The sequence below is a fragment of the Shewanella sp. S1-58-MNA-CIBAN-0166 genome, assembly GCF_040310085.1.
In the GTDB taxonomy this organism is placed as follows: Bacteria; Pseudomonadota; Gammaproteobacteria; order Enterobacterales; family Shewanellaceae; genus Shewanella.
On record NZ_JBEOPN010000002.1, the window covers coordinates 265,566 to 284,464 of the forward strand.

17 protein-coding genes and 1 pseudogene are annotated in these 18,899 nt (G+C 40.7%); 11 read left to right on the plus strand and 7 right to left on the minus strand.

Features of this window, described 5'->3' with window-relative positions; all coding sequences use genetic code 11:
* Positions 1-286: 286 nt before the first annotated feature.
* Positions 287-1,072 carry a DODA-type extradiol aromatic ring-opening family dioxygenase gene (locus AAEY99_RS02745; protein WP_351008985.1) on the minus strand — a complete coding sequence of 262 codons (786 nt, stop codon included), beginning with the start codon at positions 1,070-1,072 and terminating at the stop codon, positions 287-289.
* Positions 1,073-1,146: 74 nt separating this feature from the next.
* Positions 1,147-2,037, minus strand: a complete 891-nt coding sequence (locus tag AAEY99_RS02750; protein ID WP_351008988.1) for a LysR family transcriptional regulator — start codon at positions 2,035-2,037, stop codon at positions 1,147-1,149.
* A gap of 86 nt (positions 2,038-2,123) precedes the next feature.
* On the opposite strand from AAEY99_RS02750, the gene AAEY99_RS02755 reads away from it, so the two are divergent.
* The 6 genes from AAEY99_RS02755 to AAEY99_RS02780 all read left to right on the plus strand — a co-directional run bounded on the left by AAEY99_RS02755 (position 2,124) and on the right by AAEY99_RS02780 (position 7,472).
* Positions 2,124-2,549: a PACE efflux transporter gene (locus tag AAEY99_RS02755; protein WP_162022997.1), complete on the plus strand. Its 426-nt coding sequence runs from the start codon at positions 2,124-2,126 to the stop codon at positions 2,547-2,549.
* Positions 2,550-2,694: 145 nt separating this feature from the next.
* On the plus strand, positions 2,695-3,129 hold the full coding sequence (locus tag AAEY99_RS02760; protein ID WP_502959487.1) for a hypothetical protein: 435 nt from the start codon (positions 2,695-2,697) through the stop codon (positions 3,127-3,129).
* 659 nt (positions 3,130-3,788) lie between these two features.
* Positions 3,789-4,910, plus strand: a complete 1,122-nt coding sequence (locus AAEY99_RS02765; protein WP_350999505.1) for a flavin reductase family protein — start codon at positions 3,789-3,791, stop codon at positions 4,908-4,910.
* Positions 4,911-4,914: 4 nt separating this feature from the next.
* A complete protein-coding gene (locus AAEY99_RS02770) occupies positions 4,915-5,970 on the plus strand; it encodes a fatty acid desaturase family protein (RefSeq protein ID WP_101088440.1) in 1,056 nt (351 codons plus the stop codon).
* Between the two features lie 126 nt (positions 5,971-6,096).
* Positions 6,097-6,555 carry a DUF2127 domain-containing protein gene (locus AAEY99_RS02775; protein WP_350979251.1) on the plus strand — a complete coding sequence of 153 codons (459 nt, stop codon included), beginning with the start codon at positions 6,097-6,099 and terminating at the stop codon, positions 6,553-6,555.
* A 446-nt stretch (positions 6,556-7,001) separates the two neighbouring features.
* Complete coding sequence (locus AAEY99_RS02780) at positions 7,002-7,472, plus strand: Dps family protein (protein ID WP_101088438.1); 471 nt, start codon at positions 7,002-7,004, stop codon at positions 7,470-7,472.
* A 184-nt stretch (positions 7,473-7,656) separates the two neighbouring features.
* Here AAEY99_RS02780 and AAEY99_RS02785 read toward each other — a convergent pair whose 3' ends face one another.
* From AAEY99_RS02785 to ocd, 4 genes are all read right to left on the minus strand, one after another.
* The gene (locus AAEY99_RS02785) at positions 7,657-8,244 is read right to left on the minus strand and encodes a TetR/AcrR family transcriptional regulator (protein WP_351008991.1); all 588 of its coding nucleotides are present in this window, start codon (positions 8,242-8,244) and stop codon (positions 7,657-7,659) included.
* Between the two features lie 484 nt (positions 8,245-8,728).
* Positions 8,729-10,135 (minus strand): alanine/glycine:cation symporter family protein, encoded by a 1,407-nt coding sequence (locus AAEY99_RS02790; RefSeq protein WP_351008993.1) that lies wholly within the window; start codon positions 10,133-10,135, stop codon positions 8,729-8,731.
* Between the two features lie 84 nt (positions 10,136-10,219).
* Positions 10,220-11,143 carry a citrulline utilization hydrolase CtlX gene (ctlX, locus tag AAEY99_RS02795; protein WP_162023002.1) on the minus strand — a complete coding sequence of 308 codons (924 nt, stop codon included), beginning with the start codon at positions 11,141-11,143 and terminating at the stop codon, positions 10,220-10,222.
* The gene (ocd, locus tag AAEY99_RS02800; RefSeq protein ID WP_162023003.1) at positions 11,143-12,219 is read right to left on the minus strand and encodes an ornithine cyclodeaminase; all 1,077 of its coding nucleotides are present in this window, start codon (positions 12,217-12,219) and stop codon (positions 11,143-11,145) included. The genes ctlX and ocd overlap by 1 nt, the downstream gene beginning before the upstream one ends.
* Positions 12,220-12,408: 189 nt before the next feature.
* Between ocd and AAEY99_RS02805 the strand changes: the two genes are divergently transcribed.
* From AAEY99_RS02805 to AAEY99_RS02820, 4 genes are all read left to right on the plus strand, one after another.
* Complete coding sequence (locus AAEY99_RS02805) at positions 12,409-12,861, plus strand: Lrp/AsnC family transcriptional regulator (RefSeq protein ID WP_101088433.1); 453 nt, start codon at positions 12,409-12,411, stop codon at positions 12,859-12,861.
* Between the two features lie 93 nt (positions 12,862-12,954).
* Positions 12,955-14,295 (plus strand): sensor histidine kinase, encoded by a 1,341-nt coding sequence (locus tag AAEY99_RS02810; protein ID WP_351008995.1) that lies wholly within the window; start codon positions 12,955-12,957, stop codon positions 14,293-14,295.
* A 102-nt stretch (positions 14,296-14,397) separates the two neighbouring features.
* A complete protein-coding gene (locus tag AAEY99_RS02815) occupies positions 14,398-14,937 on the plus strand; it encodes a response regulator transcription factor (protein WP_123883516.1) in 540 nt (179 codons plus the stop codon).
* Positions 14,938-15,837: 900 nt separating this feature from the next.
* Positions 15,838-16,428, plus strand: a complete 591-nt coding sequence (locus tag AAEY99_RS02820; protein WP_351008998.1) for a hypothetical protein — start codon at positions 15,838-15,840, stop codon at positions 16,426-16,428.
* A gap of 1,037 nt (positions 16,429-17,465) precedes the next feature.
* Here the strand turns inward: AAEY99_RS02820 and AAEY99_RS02825 are convergent.
* Positions 17,466-18,401, minus strand: a complete 936-nt coding sequence (locus AAEY99_RS02825) for a hypothetical protein (protein WP_351009000.1) — start codon at positions 18,399-18,401, stop codon at positions 17,466-17,468.
* Between the two features lie 301 nt (positions 18,402-18,702).
* Here AAEY99_RS02825 and AAEY99_RS02830 point away from each other — a divergent pair.
* A pseudogene (locus tag AAEY99_RS02830) lies at positions 18,703-18,899 on the plus strand (hypothetical protein); the annotation flags it as partial.

The window sequence follows — 18,899 nt, forward strand, 5'->3', positions numbered from 1 at the left end:
ATAGTACGACATTTTTAATAATATAGCGTATATAGTGCTGCAATATAAGCGTGATAACTTAATGAAGATCAATATTTTACCAAAAAAAATACTTGGCGAGTGCTTATAAATGTAACGATAATGAAATATAAACATAAACGCAGTTTATGATGAATTACCAACGACGTCCATTGTGTTTAAATTATCGGCATGTAACTGCGCGTTTTTTATTCAAAATTCATGATTAATTCTACTAATACATGAGCTTAAATATTTTACTCTATCCCTATTACTTAACACATCGTGTTTAATTAAATGAATAAGCATCGAGTGCTAACAATTCATACTCAACGTCTTGATGTATTTTTTTGGCAACACTTGCTTCGCTCGCCCCTAAAACAGCAATAAGTGGTAAAAAATGTTCCTGAGTCGGATGATTAAACTTAGCAAATGGTGCGAGCTGTAAGTAGTTTAATAACGATTGGGTATCATTATTTGCTAGCTTTTCTTCAACCCATTTGGTGAATTGATTCATCATATCAACGCCATTTAGTGTTTTAGGTTGACGAAAAACCTCGCTTAAATTATGGCTTATTCCACCCGAACCTAATATGAGAATATTATCGTGTTTTAATGACGCAAGTAATTGTCCATATTGATAATTTTTTTCAGCGCTAACACGGGTGTTAATGGATATTTGTACGATAGGAATGTTTGCTTGTGGATACATTAATCTCAATGGGATCCATACACCATGATCCCAGCCATGTGTTGGGTCTAAATTCACCTTGATGCCAGCGTTAGTAAACGTGTTGGCAATTTGCTGAGCCAGTACAGGCTCTCCTGGCGCAGGGTAGTGAATTTGATACAGTTCATCAGGAAAACGATAGAAATCATGAACGGTTTCAGGTTGCGCCCCGGCGGTTATCACCACATCGTCAGCGACATCGAGGTGGGCAGAAAACACCACAATAGCTCTAGGTGCAGGCCGCTGCTGGCCTAATTGTTGTAAAAATCGAGATGTTTTGCTGTTTTCAACAGCCATCATAGGAGAGCCGTGTGAAATAAACAGAGGTTTTTGATGCTGTTGCATATTAGGTTTCTCGTTTAATGTCATTAACTATGAGGTTATTGTGGATTCAAATAACAATTTTTAAAAGTGTTTCATCAACATGCTGAATACGACAATAATTGGCGTAATGAATGCCTGAGTTGTTTAAATACCGGTTCGTGACTGTAACGATTGTGCTGTATAACATCAACATTCGCTTGCCAGCCAATCTCTTTAAATTCAGACGGTAACAAAACTAGTTGACCGCTATTAACATAGTTATTGGCAATATGATTGGGCAGTAAACACCAACCATGGCCCTGCAATGCCAGTTCTAGCAAAATATAGTAATTGTCGGCGTACCAAGCATCTGGGCTCATGGCTGACTGAAAGCTACTGGATTTAGTATTTCGCGAACGGATCAACAGTTGGCGGTGCAATTTTAAATTGGCTAAATTATCACACACCTGTTGTGCTAAAGGGTGAGAACTTGCCACATACATATCAAACTTAATTGACCCGATTGATTCGAAATCAATGTGATTCGGAATCGTTAACTCACTGAAAATAATCCCGGTCACAGCCCGATCTGTGTCAATCATATCGATAATATCAATACTTGATGCAGTTAAAAACTCAAGCGTGATAGTTGGAAATTGAGTTTCGAGTTCATTAATAATATTGGACAGTTTTTGCAGCGGGATGCCTTCATCTAAACCAATCGTTAGCTCTGATACTGCTTGTTGGTCTAGGCTTTGGGCACAATCACGCAGGCGTTGATGCTGGCTCAGTAATACTTGAGCATGGGGCAGTAGTTTTTTCCCTGCTGGTGTCAATTGTGGGTAACGTCCGCTTCGATCAAATAGCTCGCTATTGCAGTCTATTTCAAGGTTTATCACATGCTGACTGACAACCGACTGGGCTTTATTAAGGCTTCTAGCCGCCGATGAAAAAGACCCTGTGTTAACTGTCAGCACAAACGCTTCAAGCTGTTCAATACTATACATATCGTTTTTACCGATACTTACTAACTTTAATGTATCTTTATATTGGATGAAAATAGCGAAATCGTCACCATTTAATAGAGATAAACATGCAAAGAAGAGAAAGAGTATTTCACGCCGTGTCTTTTGAGCTCGTTGCCATGGCCATTATTGTTCCTGCAAGTGCATTATTAATTGAAAAAAATCCATTAGATATGTTACTTGTCAGCATAGGGTTGACGCTATTTGCAATGCTTTGGAATTATGTTTACAACCTGCAGTTTGATAAGTTAATCGGCCCAAATAGAGTTGAGCGTAAAATTGGCATTAGAATTGTGCATGCGTTGGGGTTTGAAGGCGGTATGTTATTGGTGACGATTCCGTTAGTGTCATGGTATTTGGCATTAAGTCTGATTGACACCTTAATATTAGAAGCTGGGGTTTTAGGCTTTATTTTAGTGTATACCGCAGTCTTTAATTGGCTTTACGACGTGTATCAACCGTACCAAAAATGGTTTGCTCATTTGGTACATTAATATGGTTTATTAGTGTGGCTTTTCGTCTAGGTTTATTTTTAGTTAACCATTGATGTAACAGAGGATTTAACCACGACGCAACGTTTGTTTTCTATTAGTGTCATGGTTGCTGTGGCATCATGATAGTTGAATAATGATAAGCTGGATGCAAAACGTGAAAAATTACCGCCTAAATTATGCTGCCATCGTTATCGTCAGTGCATTGATGTTAATTAATCCTGTCGCAGCGGACACACTCGCACCGTTTACTAGTGATGGTTGCAGCGCATTTCCAGATGGCACGTTTGAACAAAGCGAATTATGGTTAGCGTGTTGCCAAAAACATGATTATGACTATTGGAAGGGCGGCACATTTGATGAACGCCTCGCATCAGATAAAGCATTACGTGCCTGTGTTACCAATGCGGGCCAACCGCAAATTGCTTTATTAATGTTAGCCGGTGTAAGAGTGGGTGGCTCGCCATATTTACCCACCCAATTTCGCTGGGGTTATGGTTGGTCATACCCAAGAGATTACGGTTCGTTAACTGAAGAAGAGCACAAACAAGTAGAACGACTCTTTGGTCAAGAGCAAAAGTAATCATTAATAATATGACAACAAAATCACCACATCACATCGGCACTCTTTTAGGCGTGTTATATGGCATATCGTTAACAATATTGGCGATATACCAGCGCTAAATGACTTTGGTGGGCTGGTTACCATATCATTTATGTTTGTGGTTCCGTTGGTTATTGGTCTTATTCGCGTTCATTTTTAAGCTCAACAAAGAGTAAAATTTTTTAGCCGAACCCTTCGGACAGCGTTTGTTGGTCATTTCTACTGTGTTATCGGCTTTTAATGCAAATAAGAGCTACAAAGCCTCTGCCTTGTAGCTTTTATTTAAGTCATAACCAACAATTCGCTGCAAAAACAACCTTGAAAGATCATCTGGTCCTGGCGATTAAACCGATGTCACCAGTGTCATTTCGATGCCAAAAACCGTTATGCTTAATTAAAATCTCACGCCGTTAAGCTATCCCGTGAGTGTTTAATCGTTATATTTGCTATTTCGATAACATCTCAATATCCACTATTTATCCTCATAATCTCTATTATTAGAAATGGGTTGTCATTTAAAGCCTCATTCAACCGCCTTTTTAATAATGTGTTAAATAGCGTAAACAGCCACTTGCGCCTCGATGTTATTTCAGCATACAATCGTGCGCTGAAATTGAGCTAACACGTGTACGCTATAAATGAATTTATTGACCCGACTTAACAAAGTCACTGCTAAAACCTTATTTCATACTGAATCATTAGGCAGTTATTTCGAACCGCTTATCCAACGTGTTAAGCCTGCGTGGCGAGCTCACTGGTTTCGTGCCCAGGTTTTGTCGGTTAAACCGCTTCGCGATGATGTATTACAGCTTGAGTTAGCCCCGCAAAAATCTTGGCCGCAAGCCAAAGCTGGCCAACATGTGTTATTAACGGTTGAGCTAAATGGACGGTTAATGACGCGGCCTTTCTCTATTTCGTCGTCGCCCGAACAACATCATGCTCAATACCCCAAAACACGGGTTATTCGCTTAACCATTAAACATAACGCGAATGGCGCTTTTACCTCAGGGTTAAGTTGGCATATCACTGCTGGTTGTTATGTTAACTTAAGCGCGCCGCAAGGTGATTTTGTGCTAGGTGAGAGTGTTGTTGACCTGCCTGAAACCCCATTATGGTTTGTTGCTGCAGGCAGTGGTATTACTCCGTTTATGGCTATGTTGCATCAATTGGCATTGTCTATAGAACGATCAGTATTGCAATCATTAAGCCCTATTCAGCTCATCTATTTTGCTAAAGCCGGCGAGCACTTATATGTTGATGAACTTACTGCTTTAGCGCAACAGATCCCTCAGCTCTCTGTGAAAATGTTGGTGCGTAAAAATGGCGACAGTTTAGCTGCTGCATTACAGGAGTGCCCAGCAGCGAGCCAAGTGTTGATCTGCGGTCCCGGCAAGTTTAAGCAAGATGTTGACTGCCAATTAGATGCCATTAATCACCCGCCACAACACCGTCAAGCCGAGTACTTTCAAGCACCGGTATTGCCCCAAACAGATAACGGCCACCAGCATATTCAGTTAACGCAGCGAGGCAAACAAACCCAACTTATATTAGCAACGAACGATACTTTGCTAAATGGTTTAGAACTACAGGGAATAACTGCCAATTTTGGCTGCCGTATTGGTGTGTGTCACCAATGCCAGTGTGTGAAAAAAACGGGCGTGGTTAGAAATTTACGCACCGGTGAGCTATCGCAACAAGGTGAACAATTGATCCAATTATGCATTTCTCAGGCAGTGACGCCACTTGAGTTGGAATTATAAATCGATGAATAAAAATATTAATTTTGAGTTGTTAGCTAACGAGTTAGATGACTTAAAGCGCCAAACTTTAAGCGAGGTTGGTGCCACTGATGCTGCTTATATTCGTAAAGTGATTGTGTGGCAACGCGCTTTAGAGTGGGGCGGTCGTGTGTTATTGATGCTCGGGTTTATCCATCCACTATGCTGGGTTGTGGGGGTGTTGAGCTTAGCGAGCGCCAAAATTCTCGACAATATGGAAATTGGTCATAATGTGCTGCATGGGCAATATGATTGGATGAACGATCCTCATATTAACTCGCGTCAGTTTGATTGGGACATCGCCTGTGATGGTAAAAGTTGGCAACGGATCCATAATTACGAACACCACACTTACACCAATGTAATAGGTAAGGACCGTGATTTTGGTTATGGTTTGCTGCGTTTGTCGAATGATTTTTCGTGGCGGGTTAAAAACCTATGGCAATTTATTACTTACGTTAATTTAAGTATGCTATTTCAATGGGGTGTGTCTTACCATGAACTCGCTGCAGAACGTGTTTTTATGGGTAAAAAGAAACAAGACCGATCATCAAAAGTTGATGCTAGTGAGCTCAAACGTCGCTTTTTTAGTAAAGGTGGTAAGCAACTAATCAAAGATTACCTGCTATTTCCTCTGCTGGCAGGTCCACTATTTTTGTGGGTGATATGTGGTAACTTAATGGCTAATCTAATTCGCAATCTATGGACGTCTACCATTATCTTTTGTGGCCATTTTACCACCGATGTACATACCTTTAGCCAAGCAGAGTGTGAAAATGAAACTCAAGGTCAATGGTATTATCGTCAGGCGTTAGGGTCGTCAAACATTCTCGGTGGCAAATTGTTTCATATATTTACAGGTCACTTGAGTTTTCAAATAGAACATCATTTGTTCCCAGACTTACCATCGTCACGCTACCAGCAAGTGGCGCCACAAGTGGTGGCAATATTTGCCCGCCATGGGATTGCTTATCATACAGGGCCTTTTTTACGTCAATATAGCCAAGTGGTTAAACGTATTTTACGTTATTCTCTACCATAAACTGGATGACATTCGCTGACTAAGCACTTCAACCGAAGTGCTTTTTTTTATCGATAAAATATTCATAGGCGTGGTTATTAACAGCCGTTAAGATAGGTCAATCTGTTTAAACTGGAAACGCGAGAGATGATACCTTCAGATAAAGGGGTACGAGCTATAGCGATGCTAGAAGCAAGTAAAGGCGTATTGGCTTTATTGGTTGCAATAGGCTTACATGCGTATGCTGGTGCAAATTTGTCGGTGTTGGCAACACAATGGGTGACGCATTTACACCTAAACCCTGCAAGTCATTACCCAAGTATTTTTATTGCAGCGATAGGATCGGTATCGCAATCAAGTCTGACGTTATTAGCATTAGGAGCTGCGGCATATACTTTGGTGCGCTTCATTGAAGCCTATGGTTTATGGCATAACATGCGTTGGACTCAATGGTTTGCACTTTTTAGTGGCGCAATCTATTTACCTTTTGAGCTTTACGAAATGATGAGCCACTTTAGCCTGCTCAGTGTGATTGTGTTGCTAATTAATCTTGTGGTGGTCATATATATGTATTTTGTGTTGTTTCCGCGTAGAGCAGCCATATGAGATCCGCTTCAATGTTTCGTTACGCAGATTAATCTAAAATTATTAACAGAGTTTAATGGCCAGCGGTTGATCCATTAAGTGGTAATGTTAGTATAAATACTCACTAGCATTAACGATGAGTTAGCGAAAACACGATTGATTGACTCGAAATGATTTATTTTACGCGAGTTTATGACGTTAATTTATGTAGACATTCAATTAAGTCATTTGCTTTACTAAATGCACTTTATTTGAATTGAGACCCGTTTTATTAGTGGTGTAATATTTGTTTTAACGGCGAGTGTTTTTATTGGTTTAATAAAACGACGATAAATACTCGCTGAGATACAATGTAAGCAACATGTTAATAGTAGAGGTGTTTATTATTAATCTTGCTGGCTTGTAATCACCATTTATACAAATGCTGTAATGTTATGACTAATTAATTCTACTTTACGAGGAATAAAATGACTGACATCGATATTGGTATAAAAAAAGATGACCGACTAAAAGTTGCCGAAGGCTTAAAAAGTTTATTGGCTGACTCTTACACGCTTTATTTGCAAACCCATAATTTCCATTGGAATGTTACCGGGGTACATTTTCGCGAATTACACTTAATGTTTGAAGAACATTACACTGAACTTGCGACAGCGGTCGATGATATTGCCGAACGTATTCGTACCTTGGATGTGGCCGCACCGGGAACGTATAAAGAGTTTGCGCGCCTGAGTTCTATTAAAGAAGTAGAAGGTGTGCCGAGTTCTACTGATATGGTTGACTTACTTACTCTAGGCCATGAGCAAGTCGTTAAAACATCGCGACAAGTGCTTAAGTTAGCACAAGCTGCTGATGATGAGTCAACGGTAGCCTTGGTGTCTGACCGTATGCGGATACACGAGAAAACGGCGTGGATGTTAAGAGCGACACGTAAGTAATCTGTACGATACTGAACCGTGTTGATACAATTTGCGATGGTTAGTGCTGTTATTATTTGAATTTGAATTTGAGATGCGACGATCTACTCATGAAGTCGATAGTTAGCATGATATTCTGGCATTAACTAAAATGTGAGTTAAAACGTGAATTAAAAAAGCGCCTCAATAAGGCGCTTTTTTGTGTTTAAGCAGTAGCCAGTTGTTTAAAAAACTCTTCTTGCTGTTGTCTCACTGTGTCAACGTCATTGGTTGCTTTTAAATAAGATCGCAAACCAATAATGTTGATTTGAATTTTCTTCGCCGTGAGTTGACTGTCTAAATGGGCAGGTAAGTCGCCTTCAAGTTTGGCTTGGTCAATAATACTGGCAAATCGTTGTTCAAATTTATTGAGCTGCTCACGGGCAACGTTTAATGTATCTAGATGGGATTCATCTAATTCAGATAACGTCCTTACTAACATGCACAATTCACTGGGTGAACCTTCACAGCATGGTTTAATTAGCCCACGTAGATAATGTGTTAATCCAACCCATGCACGATCATGTTGTTCTAACATATTATTCAAATTACGTTCGCCCGTTTGAGCATAACGAATAAGTGTCGCTTGATATAAATCAGCTTTACTACCAAATGCGGCATAAATACTGCCTGGTCGCATGTCCATAGTTGTTTGAATTTCTCGCGTTGATGTGGCCAAAAAACCTTTCTGCCAAAACAGATTTTTTGCTCTTTCAAGTACGTCATCGCGATCAAATTTAGAAATATTAGCCATTACATCCTCTTTGGTTAGTTGGCTATTTTACGTTAACCCTATGAGATAAGGCCAGTATCTTTTGGCAATTTTTTAACCATAATGGCCATTGTTGCTGATTATGCTTAATTATGGATTTGATATGAACGATTCCTAATTGAGCAAATAATGTCGATTAAACAACAAAACTGCATTCACGAGAGGTTATTTGAATTACAAAATTGACGGATAAATGCAGTGGATAAGCATGAGTGGTGTTGTGATATTGGTATTGTGACATTAGCGTTGTACTAGTAATGATGTAATGGTGGCATTTTGATATTAGCGTTGTACTAGTAGTGATGTAATGGTGGCATTTTGATATTGGCGTTATATTAGTACGGCTATAATGAGCCGTTATTAACGATAAAGCGGAATTGAACTAATGTATTCAATTCCGCTTTCAAAACTAAGCACTCAATTTACACTCAAGTTAAATCCATTGTAAAAATGCGCTGATTAAAGGCTAAGACCAAACCCCTTTTTCGGTTTTACCTTGTATTTCTACATCGACCAGTTTGAATTCAGGCTTGTTAGTGGTTTTAAGTTTAACTTGATAATCGCGAGTTAAATTTACGATGGTCGGGGTTAACAGCATTATGGCGCTGATGTTCACTACCGTCATTAAACCTAGTGCCATGTCGGCCATGTTCCACACTTCTTTTAATGAGGCGTTGGCTCCCCAATACACCATGCCTAAATACAATAGTGTATAAATGGTGCGGCCATAGATGTTATCGAGTTTAAACAGATGCAAGTTACTTTCTGCGTAGGCGTAGTTTGCTACTACAGAAGTAAAAGAGAATAGGGTAATAATGATGGCAACAAACATATCGCCGCTTATGCCCATATGGTAGGTCATGGCGTTTTGAGTGATCCGAATACCTTCCATTTCACTGCCAATACTGCCTTTAGCCAATAAAATCACAATGGCGGTACAGCTACACAACACCATAGTGTCAATAAACACCCCAAGCATTTGTACGTAACCTTGCGCAACCGGGTGATTTGGCACCGGAGTGGCGCCCGCTGCCGCATGTGGCACACTGCCTGCGCCAGCTTCGTTAGAATATAACCCGCGTTGAATACCATTTTTAATCGCAGCACCGAACGCACCAGCTGCTGCTTCATTTAAGCCAAAAGCAGAGTTAATAATATCCATCAATACCCCAGGGACTTGTTGGATATTAATAATGGTGACGGTTACCGCTGCCAAAATAAATGCTAAGCCCATAAAAGGCACTACGAACTCGGCAAAACGAGCAATGCTGCGAAGGCCTCCCATAACAATGATGCCAGCAATTAAAGTAATGACCGCTCCAGAATAAACCGGTGAAATTTCGAAGGTGTGGTTGAGTGCGTCGGTGATGGTGTTGGCTTGCATGGCACTGAAACTAATGCCGTAACCCAGGAATAAACATAATGCGAATAGTACCGCTAACCAAGGTTTATTCAGTCCTGCGCGGATATAATAGGCGGGTCCTCCGCGGTATTCTTTATGATCGTCTCGCACTTTATATAGCTGACCTAAAATGCTTTCGGCAAATCCGGTCGCCATACCCAGTAGCGCGATAACCCACATCCAAAATACCGCACCGCTACCACCGAGTGATATTGCCATGGCGACACCGGCTAAATTACCAGTACCAACACGGGCAGAAAGGCCGGTACACAAGGCTTGATACGAGCTAATGCCCGATTTGTCACCTTGAGTACTGCCTTTCATTACTTTAAACATATAACCAAAATGGCGAAGTTGAATAAATCTTAACTTCAATGAAAACCACACACCGGCAAATACCAATATATAAATGAGCACTTGGTATTCGCCCCACAACACATTGTTGGTGAGCGATATAATGTCATTAATCATTTAGCAACTTCCTTTTATTGAGTCTTCTCTTTATTATTAGAGTTTATTGTTAAGAGTCTTTTTAAAGTTTGTTGATGCTGAAGCTTATCTTTTCGATAAATGGATCCCTGCCAACATACAACGAACAGAACCGCCAGCCATCTCTATAGCCGATACATCTAATGGTAGCAGAGTCACGCTTTGAGTTAATAACGCAATTTGCTCATGTGTTAACGCATCAAAAGCACGTTGTGATAATGCTAAAAAACGGCCTTGTTTTGATTGTAACTCAAGTGCATTACCACAAAAATGACGAATTTGATCTTCGGTTAAGTTAATAATCACTCTGCCACTGTCTTCAAATCGTTGAATAATTTGCTGACGACGTTGAGTGTCTTTAATCATATCGAACCCAGCCATGACATAATCACTGCCAATGCACATCAATACATTGGTGTGATAAACCGGTACTCCAGCTTCATCTTGCGCATCAAACACCATTGGCTCGTAATTAAATTGAGTACAAAAACGCTCAAGCACTAATGAATCGGTACGCTTGGATCGAACCGCATAAGCCACTCGTTCAACATGGTCGAGAACCATGGCACCAGTACCTTCTAGATATATGTTGTCGTATTCTAAGCCCGAATAATCAATAACATCCTGTACTCGATATTGCTGTTTGAGCATATCGATGATGTCAGTCCGGCGTTCTTTACGACGATTTTTAGCATACATAGGATAGATAGCAACATGACCACCTAGATGGGTTGAAAACCAATTGTTAGGAAATACCGAGTCTGGTGTTTCTGTGGTGGTATCTTCAAAAACGTGCACCGTGATGCCTGCTGTTTGTAATAGTTGCTGAGCTTGGGTCACTTGATCATAAGCTTGTTGCGATAGCTGCAGAGCATCTTCGGCCAATTCATGGCTTTGATAGCTGTTATCTGGCAACGTTTCAGGGTTAGGACTGAAATGATGTGGACGGATCATCACCACCGCAGATGGCGCTTGAGGGTTAATGGCCATTATGCACCTACAGCCAAGCGACTAGCTTGAGATGCTGGGGTTAATAAACCAAATAAATCCCGTGGATTTTCTTGGTTGGTGAGTAACTCGAGTTGCTGATGACTTTGTTGCTGCATAATTAAATCATGTACATATCGTAATGCAGAAAAATCTTCAATTGCAAAGCCGACACCATCAAAAATAGTCAGTTGTGAATCGTGGGTGCGACCTTGTTGCTCACCGCGAATAACGTGATACATCTCTGTAACGGCAAACGTTTCATCTAGTTGCTGGATATCACCTTCAATACGGGTTTGTGGTTCATATTCCACAAACACATCGGCACGTAATAGTAAGTCTGCTTCAAGTTCTGTTTTACCAGGGCAATCGCCGCCAATGGCATTGATGTGTACTCCATCACGCACCATTTTGCTGGTTAAAATAGTCGCATTACGTTTATCGGCAGTGCAAGTAGTGATCATATCAGCGCCTTCGATAACACTTTCAGCTGAATCACATAACGTAAGTGTGATGCCCTGGTCTGCCAGGTTATGCTGGCATTTAGCCATTGCGCTTGGATCAATATCGTAAATTCTGACATTGGTAATCCCTAACACCACTTTACAGGCCAAAATTTGGAACTCAGATTGAGCTCCACAACCTATCATCGCTAAGGTAGTGGCGCCGCGTGGGGCCAAGTATTTAGCCATCATGGCGGAGGTTGCAGCGGTACGAAGTGCGGTGAGTATGGTCATTTCAGACAACATAACAGGATAACCGCTGGCCACATCAGACAACACACCAAAAGCGGTGACAGTTTGCAAACCGATATGGGTATTTTTAGGGTGGCCATTGACGTATTTAAAGCTAAATTGTTGTTGATCACTGGTTGGCATTAGCTCTATCACGCCGTCAGTTGAGTGGCTGGCAAAACGTGGTGATTTATCAAATAACTCCCAACGACGATAATCTTGTTCAATATAGTCTGTTAACCCTAATAGAAACGCCTCAGTGCCAACGTGTTTGAGTAAGGCTAACATGGCTGTGACACTGACAAAGGCAACATTTGAAGACTTTTTATTGATGGCTATATTCATTATATTAATCACTTTAGTTGACACGTTTGGTCATGTTGACCAAACGCTAAATAAGACTGTGATTAAGCTTATCGAGTGTCTTTGCTAAACAAAATGCTATTATGTTGTAATAATTTAACTATTATTTGTCATAATGCTAGGCTGTATATTACAAAATGACAATTATTCTCCAAATAAGGTCTTAACACCATGCAACCACCACATCAATCTGCCCACCCTTATTTGTATGATACGCTCGACAAACAGCTTATTTCTATCCTGCGTAAAGATGCCAGAGCATCAATTTCTAAGCTGGCGCAAGTATTACAAGTTTCACGCGGGACGGTGCAAAACCGTTTAGACAGATTGGTTAGTAGTGGCGCTATTTTAGGGTTTACCATTCGCGCACACGAACAAATTGAATCTAATGTGGTGCGGGCCATTATGATGATTGAAGTAGTAGGGCGCTCAACAACCCAAGTGATCAATAAACTCCGGGGCATACCGCAACTCGAAAAATTGCATACTACTAACGGCGCTTGGGATTTAGTCGCCGATATTAGGGCCACCAGTTTAGAAGAATTTGATAAAGTGTTGAGGGAAGTTCGCACCATTGAAGGGGTACTCAATAGTGAAACCAGCATTTTATTGAGTACAGTGTAATCATCACCACTGAGCTGACGTCTAATATCTGGCCACGCAGATCGGACAATGCTAAGTGGCCTATGATGCTTTACCGAACGAGGAAACGGTTACATGACGAACGTTAACGTGCCTTTAAGTGCAAGTCAGCAACAATTAGCCTTACTGCGATTAGTCAATTGGGGCCTTAAAATTGGCCTTATTCTGTTTGCCACCGACTTATTTGGCTTAACCACGCCTCCAGTAACCTTGTCTTACGTGCTCATTTTTGAAGCCTGTTATGTTGGCTTTAGCTACCGATTTCATCGACTCAGCATGAACAACAATGGTTTGTTGTTTTTAACCTTATTATTAGACACCTTGTTCTGGGCTACCTGGTTATATTTTACCGGTGGAGCAACCAATGCCTTTGTCTCATTACTGTTATTACCGATTGCGATTTCAGCGATTACCTTACCCAGATGGGCACCGTGGTGCTTAACCATCGTATCGACGATATTTTATACTTTGATGATTGTTGATATCACCGAACAAAATAGCGGCTCGGTAATGGATCATGATATGAGCCAAATGCCAATTAACCACGTTATGCAAGCAAACCAGGCAATGGCTGCAAATCATGTTATGCCTGCAAGCCACAGTATGGACATGGGCTCGCACTATTTAGGCATGTGGTTTAATTTTGTTATTTCGGCATTAGTGTTAACCGTCACGGTGGGCTTTATTGCCAAACGAATAAGACAAAAAAATGCCGAGCTGCGCTATTTACGAGAAGGCCAGTTACGCCAGGAAAAGATATTGGCCTTAGGCACCGCATCAGCGCAAATGGCCCACCAACTGGCAACGCCGTTAGCCACATTGCGTTTACTCACCGATGAGTTAGTCGATACCCATCATGATGCAGAACAACTGGAATTGATCAGCGAAATGCAGCAAGCGCTGAATCGCTGCGAAGTCACCTTAGTTGACTTACGGTTAGCAACAGAATCGATACGGGAGCAAAAACTTGCAGAACAGCGTGTCGACAAATTAGTGGCAACCTTAACCGAACAGATCAGTTTGTTGATGCCAGAAGCGCAACTGAATATATCCATAGCACCACAAGTTGAGTCACGTATAGTCATGACCGACATGAGCTTGTTACCCGCATTAATGGCGTTAATTCAAAATGGCATTCAGGCCAGTGAAGATAATCAACACCAGACCCGCGTAGATATCAATATTGGTTTGTCACAACCCAATCAGCTGAGTATGACTATACGTGATTACGGTGTCGGCATTGCGACTCATTTATTACAAACTTTAGGCAGTAACATGGTAAAAAGTCCCAAAGGGATGGGCATCGCGGTATTATTAAGTCACACCAGCTTCGAGCGTTTAGGCGGTAAATTATACCTTAAACCTCACCCAGAATGCGGCACAGAAGCCATCGTGACACTGCCGTTAAGCGTATAAAAAGCGAGTTGCAGCTATTTTAAACGAATAGAAGCGAATCGAAGTAAACAGACGTTGAAATAAACCGACGTTGAAATAAATACAAGCTGAATTGAGAACATCATGAACAAGCTATTGATTATAGAAGACGATTTAGCCCTAGCGACCATATTAGCTCGCCGCCTTGGCAAACATGGCTTTGAGTGTAAAACCTGCCATCACGCCAGTGACGGTTTATTAATGGCCAGGCAATTTGTGCCAACGCATATCGTGTTAGACATGAAACTGGCTGAACATAATGGTTTGTCGTTAATTAAACCGTTAAGACAATTATTACCCAACGTCCACATGGTATTGCTCACTGGCTTTGCCAGCATCGCCACTGCGGTAGAAGCCATCCGCCTCGGCGCAGACAATTACCTCGCCAAACCCGTCGACACTCAAACCTTATTAAATGCATTATTAGTCACACCAGACACTACAACGACTTACGATGATATTGAAGAACTACCCCTTAACCCCAAACGGGTTGAATGGGAACACATTCAACAAGTCCTCGCCACCAACAATGGTAACGTATCAGAAACTGCCCGCCAACTGGGCATGCACCGCAGAACCTTGCAGCGCAAATTGCTGAAAAAGCCAACGGCAGATAATCGGTAGAATAGGGGAGTTGGGTGTTTGTCCTACTTTGGACAAAGGGTGTTTTTAGATATTGCTTCATGGTCTGCGGCCACTAACGTCGTGGCGCTTCACCCACACCAGACTAACATCGCAAGGTTCCACCCTGCACGGGCCAAAAGGGGATCAACAGCAATCCCCTCTTGGATCACCCCTGCCGTTCCGGCAACATTTTCGCTTTTTAACCAAACAACAGCAGCGAAAAATTGCGACGGAAATTATCGAGCTTCTGACAGCGAATGTAACCATCTTCGGCCCATCTTGTAATAAAGAGTGAAAATGCTAACGCTTCCGATGGTACATCCTGTACCCCGAAAGCTAGCCAGACATCCATGTCTGGTCTCACGTCATTTTCTTCAACGTCCTCAAGTTCAAAGCTGAATTTAGATATTTTAAAGCAGTGACTAGCTCGTTTTTGGACAGAAATTAACTTAAGGGACAAGTTTTGAACTGTTTTTATAAAAGTTTACCCTGACCCCACTAAATTCAAGAATGGTCCCAGCCACACCGCAACATTTTCCAATGAATGAAATGACAATAGATGCGAAAAGGTCGCCATGGTGTCAGATTTAACTTTGACCGGCATTTGTAGATGGCTTCGGCTTTATTCGAAAATGCTAACGCTTCCGATGGGGCGTTCCTTCCCCTCGAAAGCGAGCTGGCCGTCCATGGCCAGCTCACGCTATTTTCTTCAACGGCCTCAAGTTCAGAGTTGAATAAGGCATTTATGAACTAGAACAATAACTGTGGTGTGATATACATTGCTGTTGAGCGTGACACAACATAAATAAATGAGTATAACTATTAGAGGTTTAGTTGTGCTTATCAAACTAATAAAATGGATTTCAGTACTATTAATTTTTAGTAAGGTATTAACGGATTATGAAACGTAGATTTGTTTTTATATTTTTAATGATGATTTGTGCTGTTTCTGGATGCAGCAGTATTCCACTAACAACAATGTATAAAATGATGAGTGTCAATCCGCTAGAACTTGAACCAAGTGAGATAGTTGTCGCGGTTCAAGCCCCTAATGGAATCGTGGTTAGTAATAACGACGTAGTGATTAAGTTTGAATTTACAACGAATGACCCAAACTATAATTTTGAGGACGAGTATTTTGTAAAATTGAATACTCAATACGTATTACCTAATGAGTTAACACAAGAAATAAATCGGGACAGTAAGTTTTATATTTTGCAATTGAATCAAGATGATACGTTAAAAATGCTTCGAGGGCAGGAGCTTGTAAAGAAATACAGAATGAACAATAGCGATGGCGGAGGAAGCTTTAATCTTAGTGTCGAGTCTGTATGTAAAAATAGTCAGTTTTCTGTTAAAAATAATGAATTAAACGTGTTTATAAAACTTAATGAGAATGATGAGTTTTTTACCTTTATGGAAGACGTTAACGTGTTAGAGATCGGTGAAGACAAATCGGGTTATATTAAACCTATTAGGTCTTGCACATAGCTATGACCGTTGTGGCGCTTAGTCCATACCAGACCAAGAAGAAACTGTATTGGCTAACGAAAGTTGGGCACTACTTTAGAAGTTATCTAGCTTATTTTTGGACAGAAACGAGCCAGTGGCGCTGCTAATTTAGTTATTATTGAATTACTTTTTGTATGGCACAACGCCTTAAACAGACAGCCCAACGGGAGGACAAGAAAACCAGACGTTAGAAGCCACTCTTAATTGCATATTCCGCCCACAATGGACCACTGCTTCGCAACTCATGGACCAGTACTCAGAATTGCTTGGACCAGGCTTCCGCTGAGAATGGACCACAAAATACCATCTCGATGAACAAGTCGAACAAGCAGTAGAGAAACAAACCGAGCAGCCAAACTATAACGCGCTGGGGTCTAGGCCCGAAACAATGGGTGTCTCGTTTAAATGTTCAAATAAAAACTCGAACAACAATGAATATCGTAATAAAAAAATATGTTACATAGCTATGCAACCTAATTTTTCTAGGGTCTATACTGGTTTCAAAATCAAGTTCATATATTTTTAACCTTTTACAAAGAAGTGAATAAATGTATAGCCATAAAGCACATATTAAAAATATAAAAAAATACCCGCTCACGCTAACATCTGAAAAAATACTAACATCATTTGCATTTAACACCCCATGCAAGATGAGAAAAACAAAACCTAATGATGAAAGCAATACCATAGACACTGCCCCAGAATGGCCAAAGCTTTTACTTCTATAATATGCATAACCGCCAACAATATAACTACGAAAATTATACATTTTTAATTACCTCTAAGGTTTATATCTGTGTAGTGGCACATCTATTTTGGTCACTGCTTTATAGATTTCGAAGTCGATATTTGGTTTCTATCATTAGATAAATGATGCAAGTCAGAAATCGTGATTAACTCATAACGGGGCAAAAGTGGGTTAGAATCTGTGCATAATTCGAGAGCAGTAACATTAACTGCAGCATCACAAACTTAATCCCGTAGTTGTTTGCTAGGTAAGTTGCACAATAGCTCTTCTAGCTATTCCGTGGCTTATTAGACAACTCGACTTTGGATGGATCTATCAGTCCATAGTTCTTGTTTCTAAGGTGAGGAACAACCTGCATCCAATCAGTGCAAGTGTTGAAGTGTTGTTGTTCATTTCCCCCTTCATCAAACTCCACTATTTCGAACGAATTGGCAGTGGTACTATGCTTTTTTTGCAATTCACTAGTAAGTCTCTCCCAGTAGTTCCATGCTGAGTCAAAGGCTTTCTTTGACAATTCTCGGTTTCGTGTTTGAAATTTTGATATTGAATGAACGAAGCCATCTAGAATCACATTAACATCAAGGACAAAATTGGATTCACTGATAGCACGCTTGTTAGAATTTTTAATCTTCGGGTCATCAAGAATGCTCTGTTTAGATAATGGTAAAGTGAAGCGAGCAACAATTGTCTCGTCAGCTAAACCTCCATCAAAACCTACGGATAGGTTGTCTACTAACGAAGATCTGTGTTGGGCAATGTTTCGCAGCACTGAACCTAAGAAGTAGAGTCCGTTGGCATGATGTTCAGCAACATACTCCTCTACGATTAATTTATGTAATTCAGGCTCACCGGTCACATTTAAAAGAAATGACTTTTGTTGACCTTTATAAATATGCGAATCCATGTAGAATTTACTTTGGTTCAGTACACTGTTAAGGCATCTATTTAGCCTGGCGCGAGACTCATGGTTAAACACGTAATCGAGCTTGCTTCCCATCGTAAGGCGGTTGACGTTCTCTCGGTGAATTGCAACTTTAAAGTCTTTGTACGCCTCAATTAAATTATCAAAAGAAGACTCTAGGTTATAGACACGCATAATAAGATTCCTAGTAGCTAAAATCTCATTGTACATATCATTATTGAGCTCAAAGTATTCAATGGAAGGCGTCATGCCATTAAATTCAGTGGTTTTTAATTTAATCATTACTCTTTCCATAAGTTATCTACTGAAGATAATTGAACTGTTCCAGCTTTTTCAAGGGAAATAAAGTACCGCCCCCTCCTTTTTTAATCAATAGCTTATTACCATTGATGTAGCTGACGCACACATAAACGACAGTTAACCAACACTATTACCATTCCAAGTTTATTGGTTACTCAGAGGATCTAGGACTGGCATAAAGAAAAGTATTAAAATTTGAAGTCCACTTCCGCTACAGCGTCATGACACTGAAATACAATGGGGCAAAGACATGTTTCAAGGTGGCCTAGTGAATGACCGTTAATTGCACAGAATTACTAAATCTCGACTACGTTCTGCCCCTGGTCATGTTAAAATCTCCGCATCAGAATTACCGAGAAATTCAATGTTTATCCATCATGTTAACGGCATCGACTGGCTAGTTATCACAGCTTTTGAAGAACTGAAAACTATGTTTATCGAAGAAGCCGGTACGATACCCTCTTGCTTCTCTACCGCCAG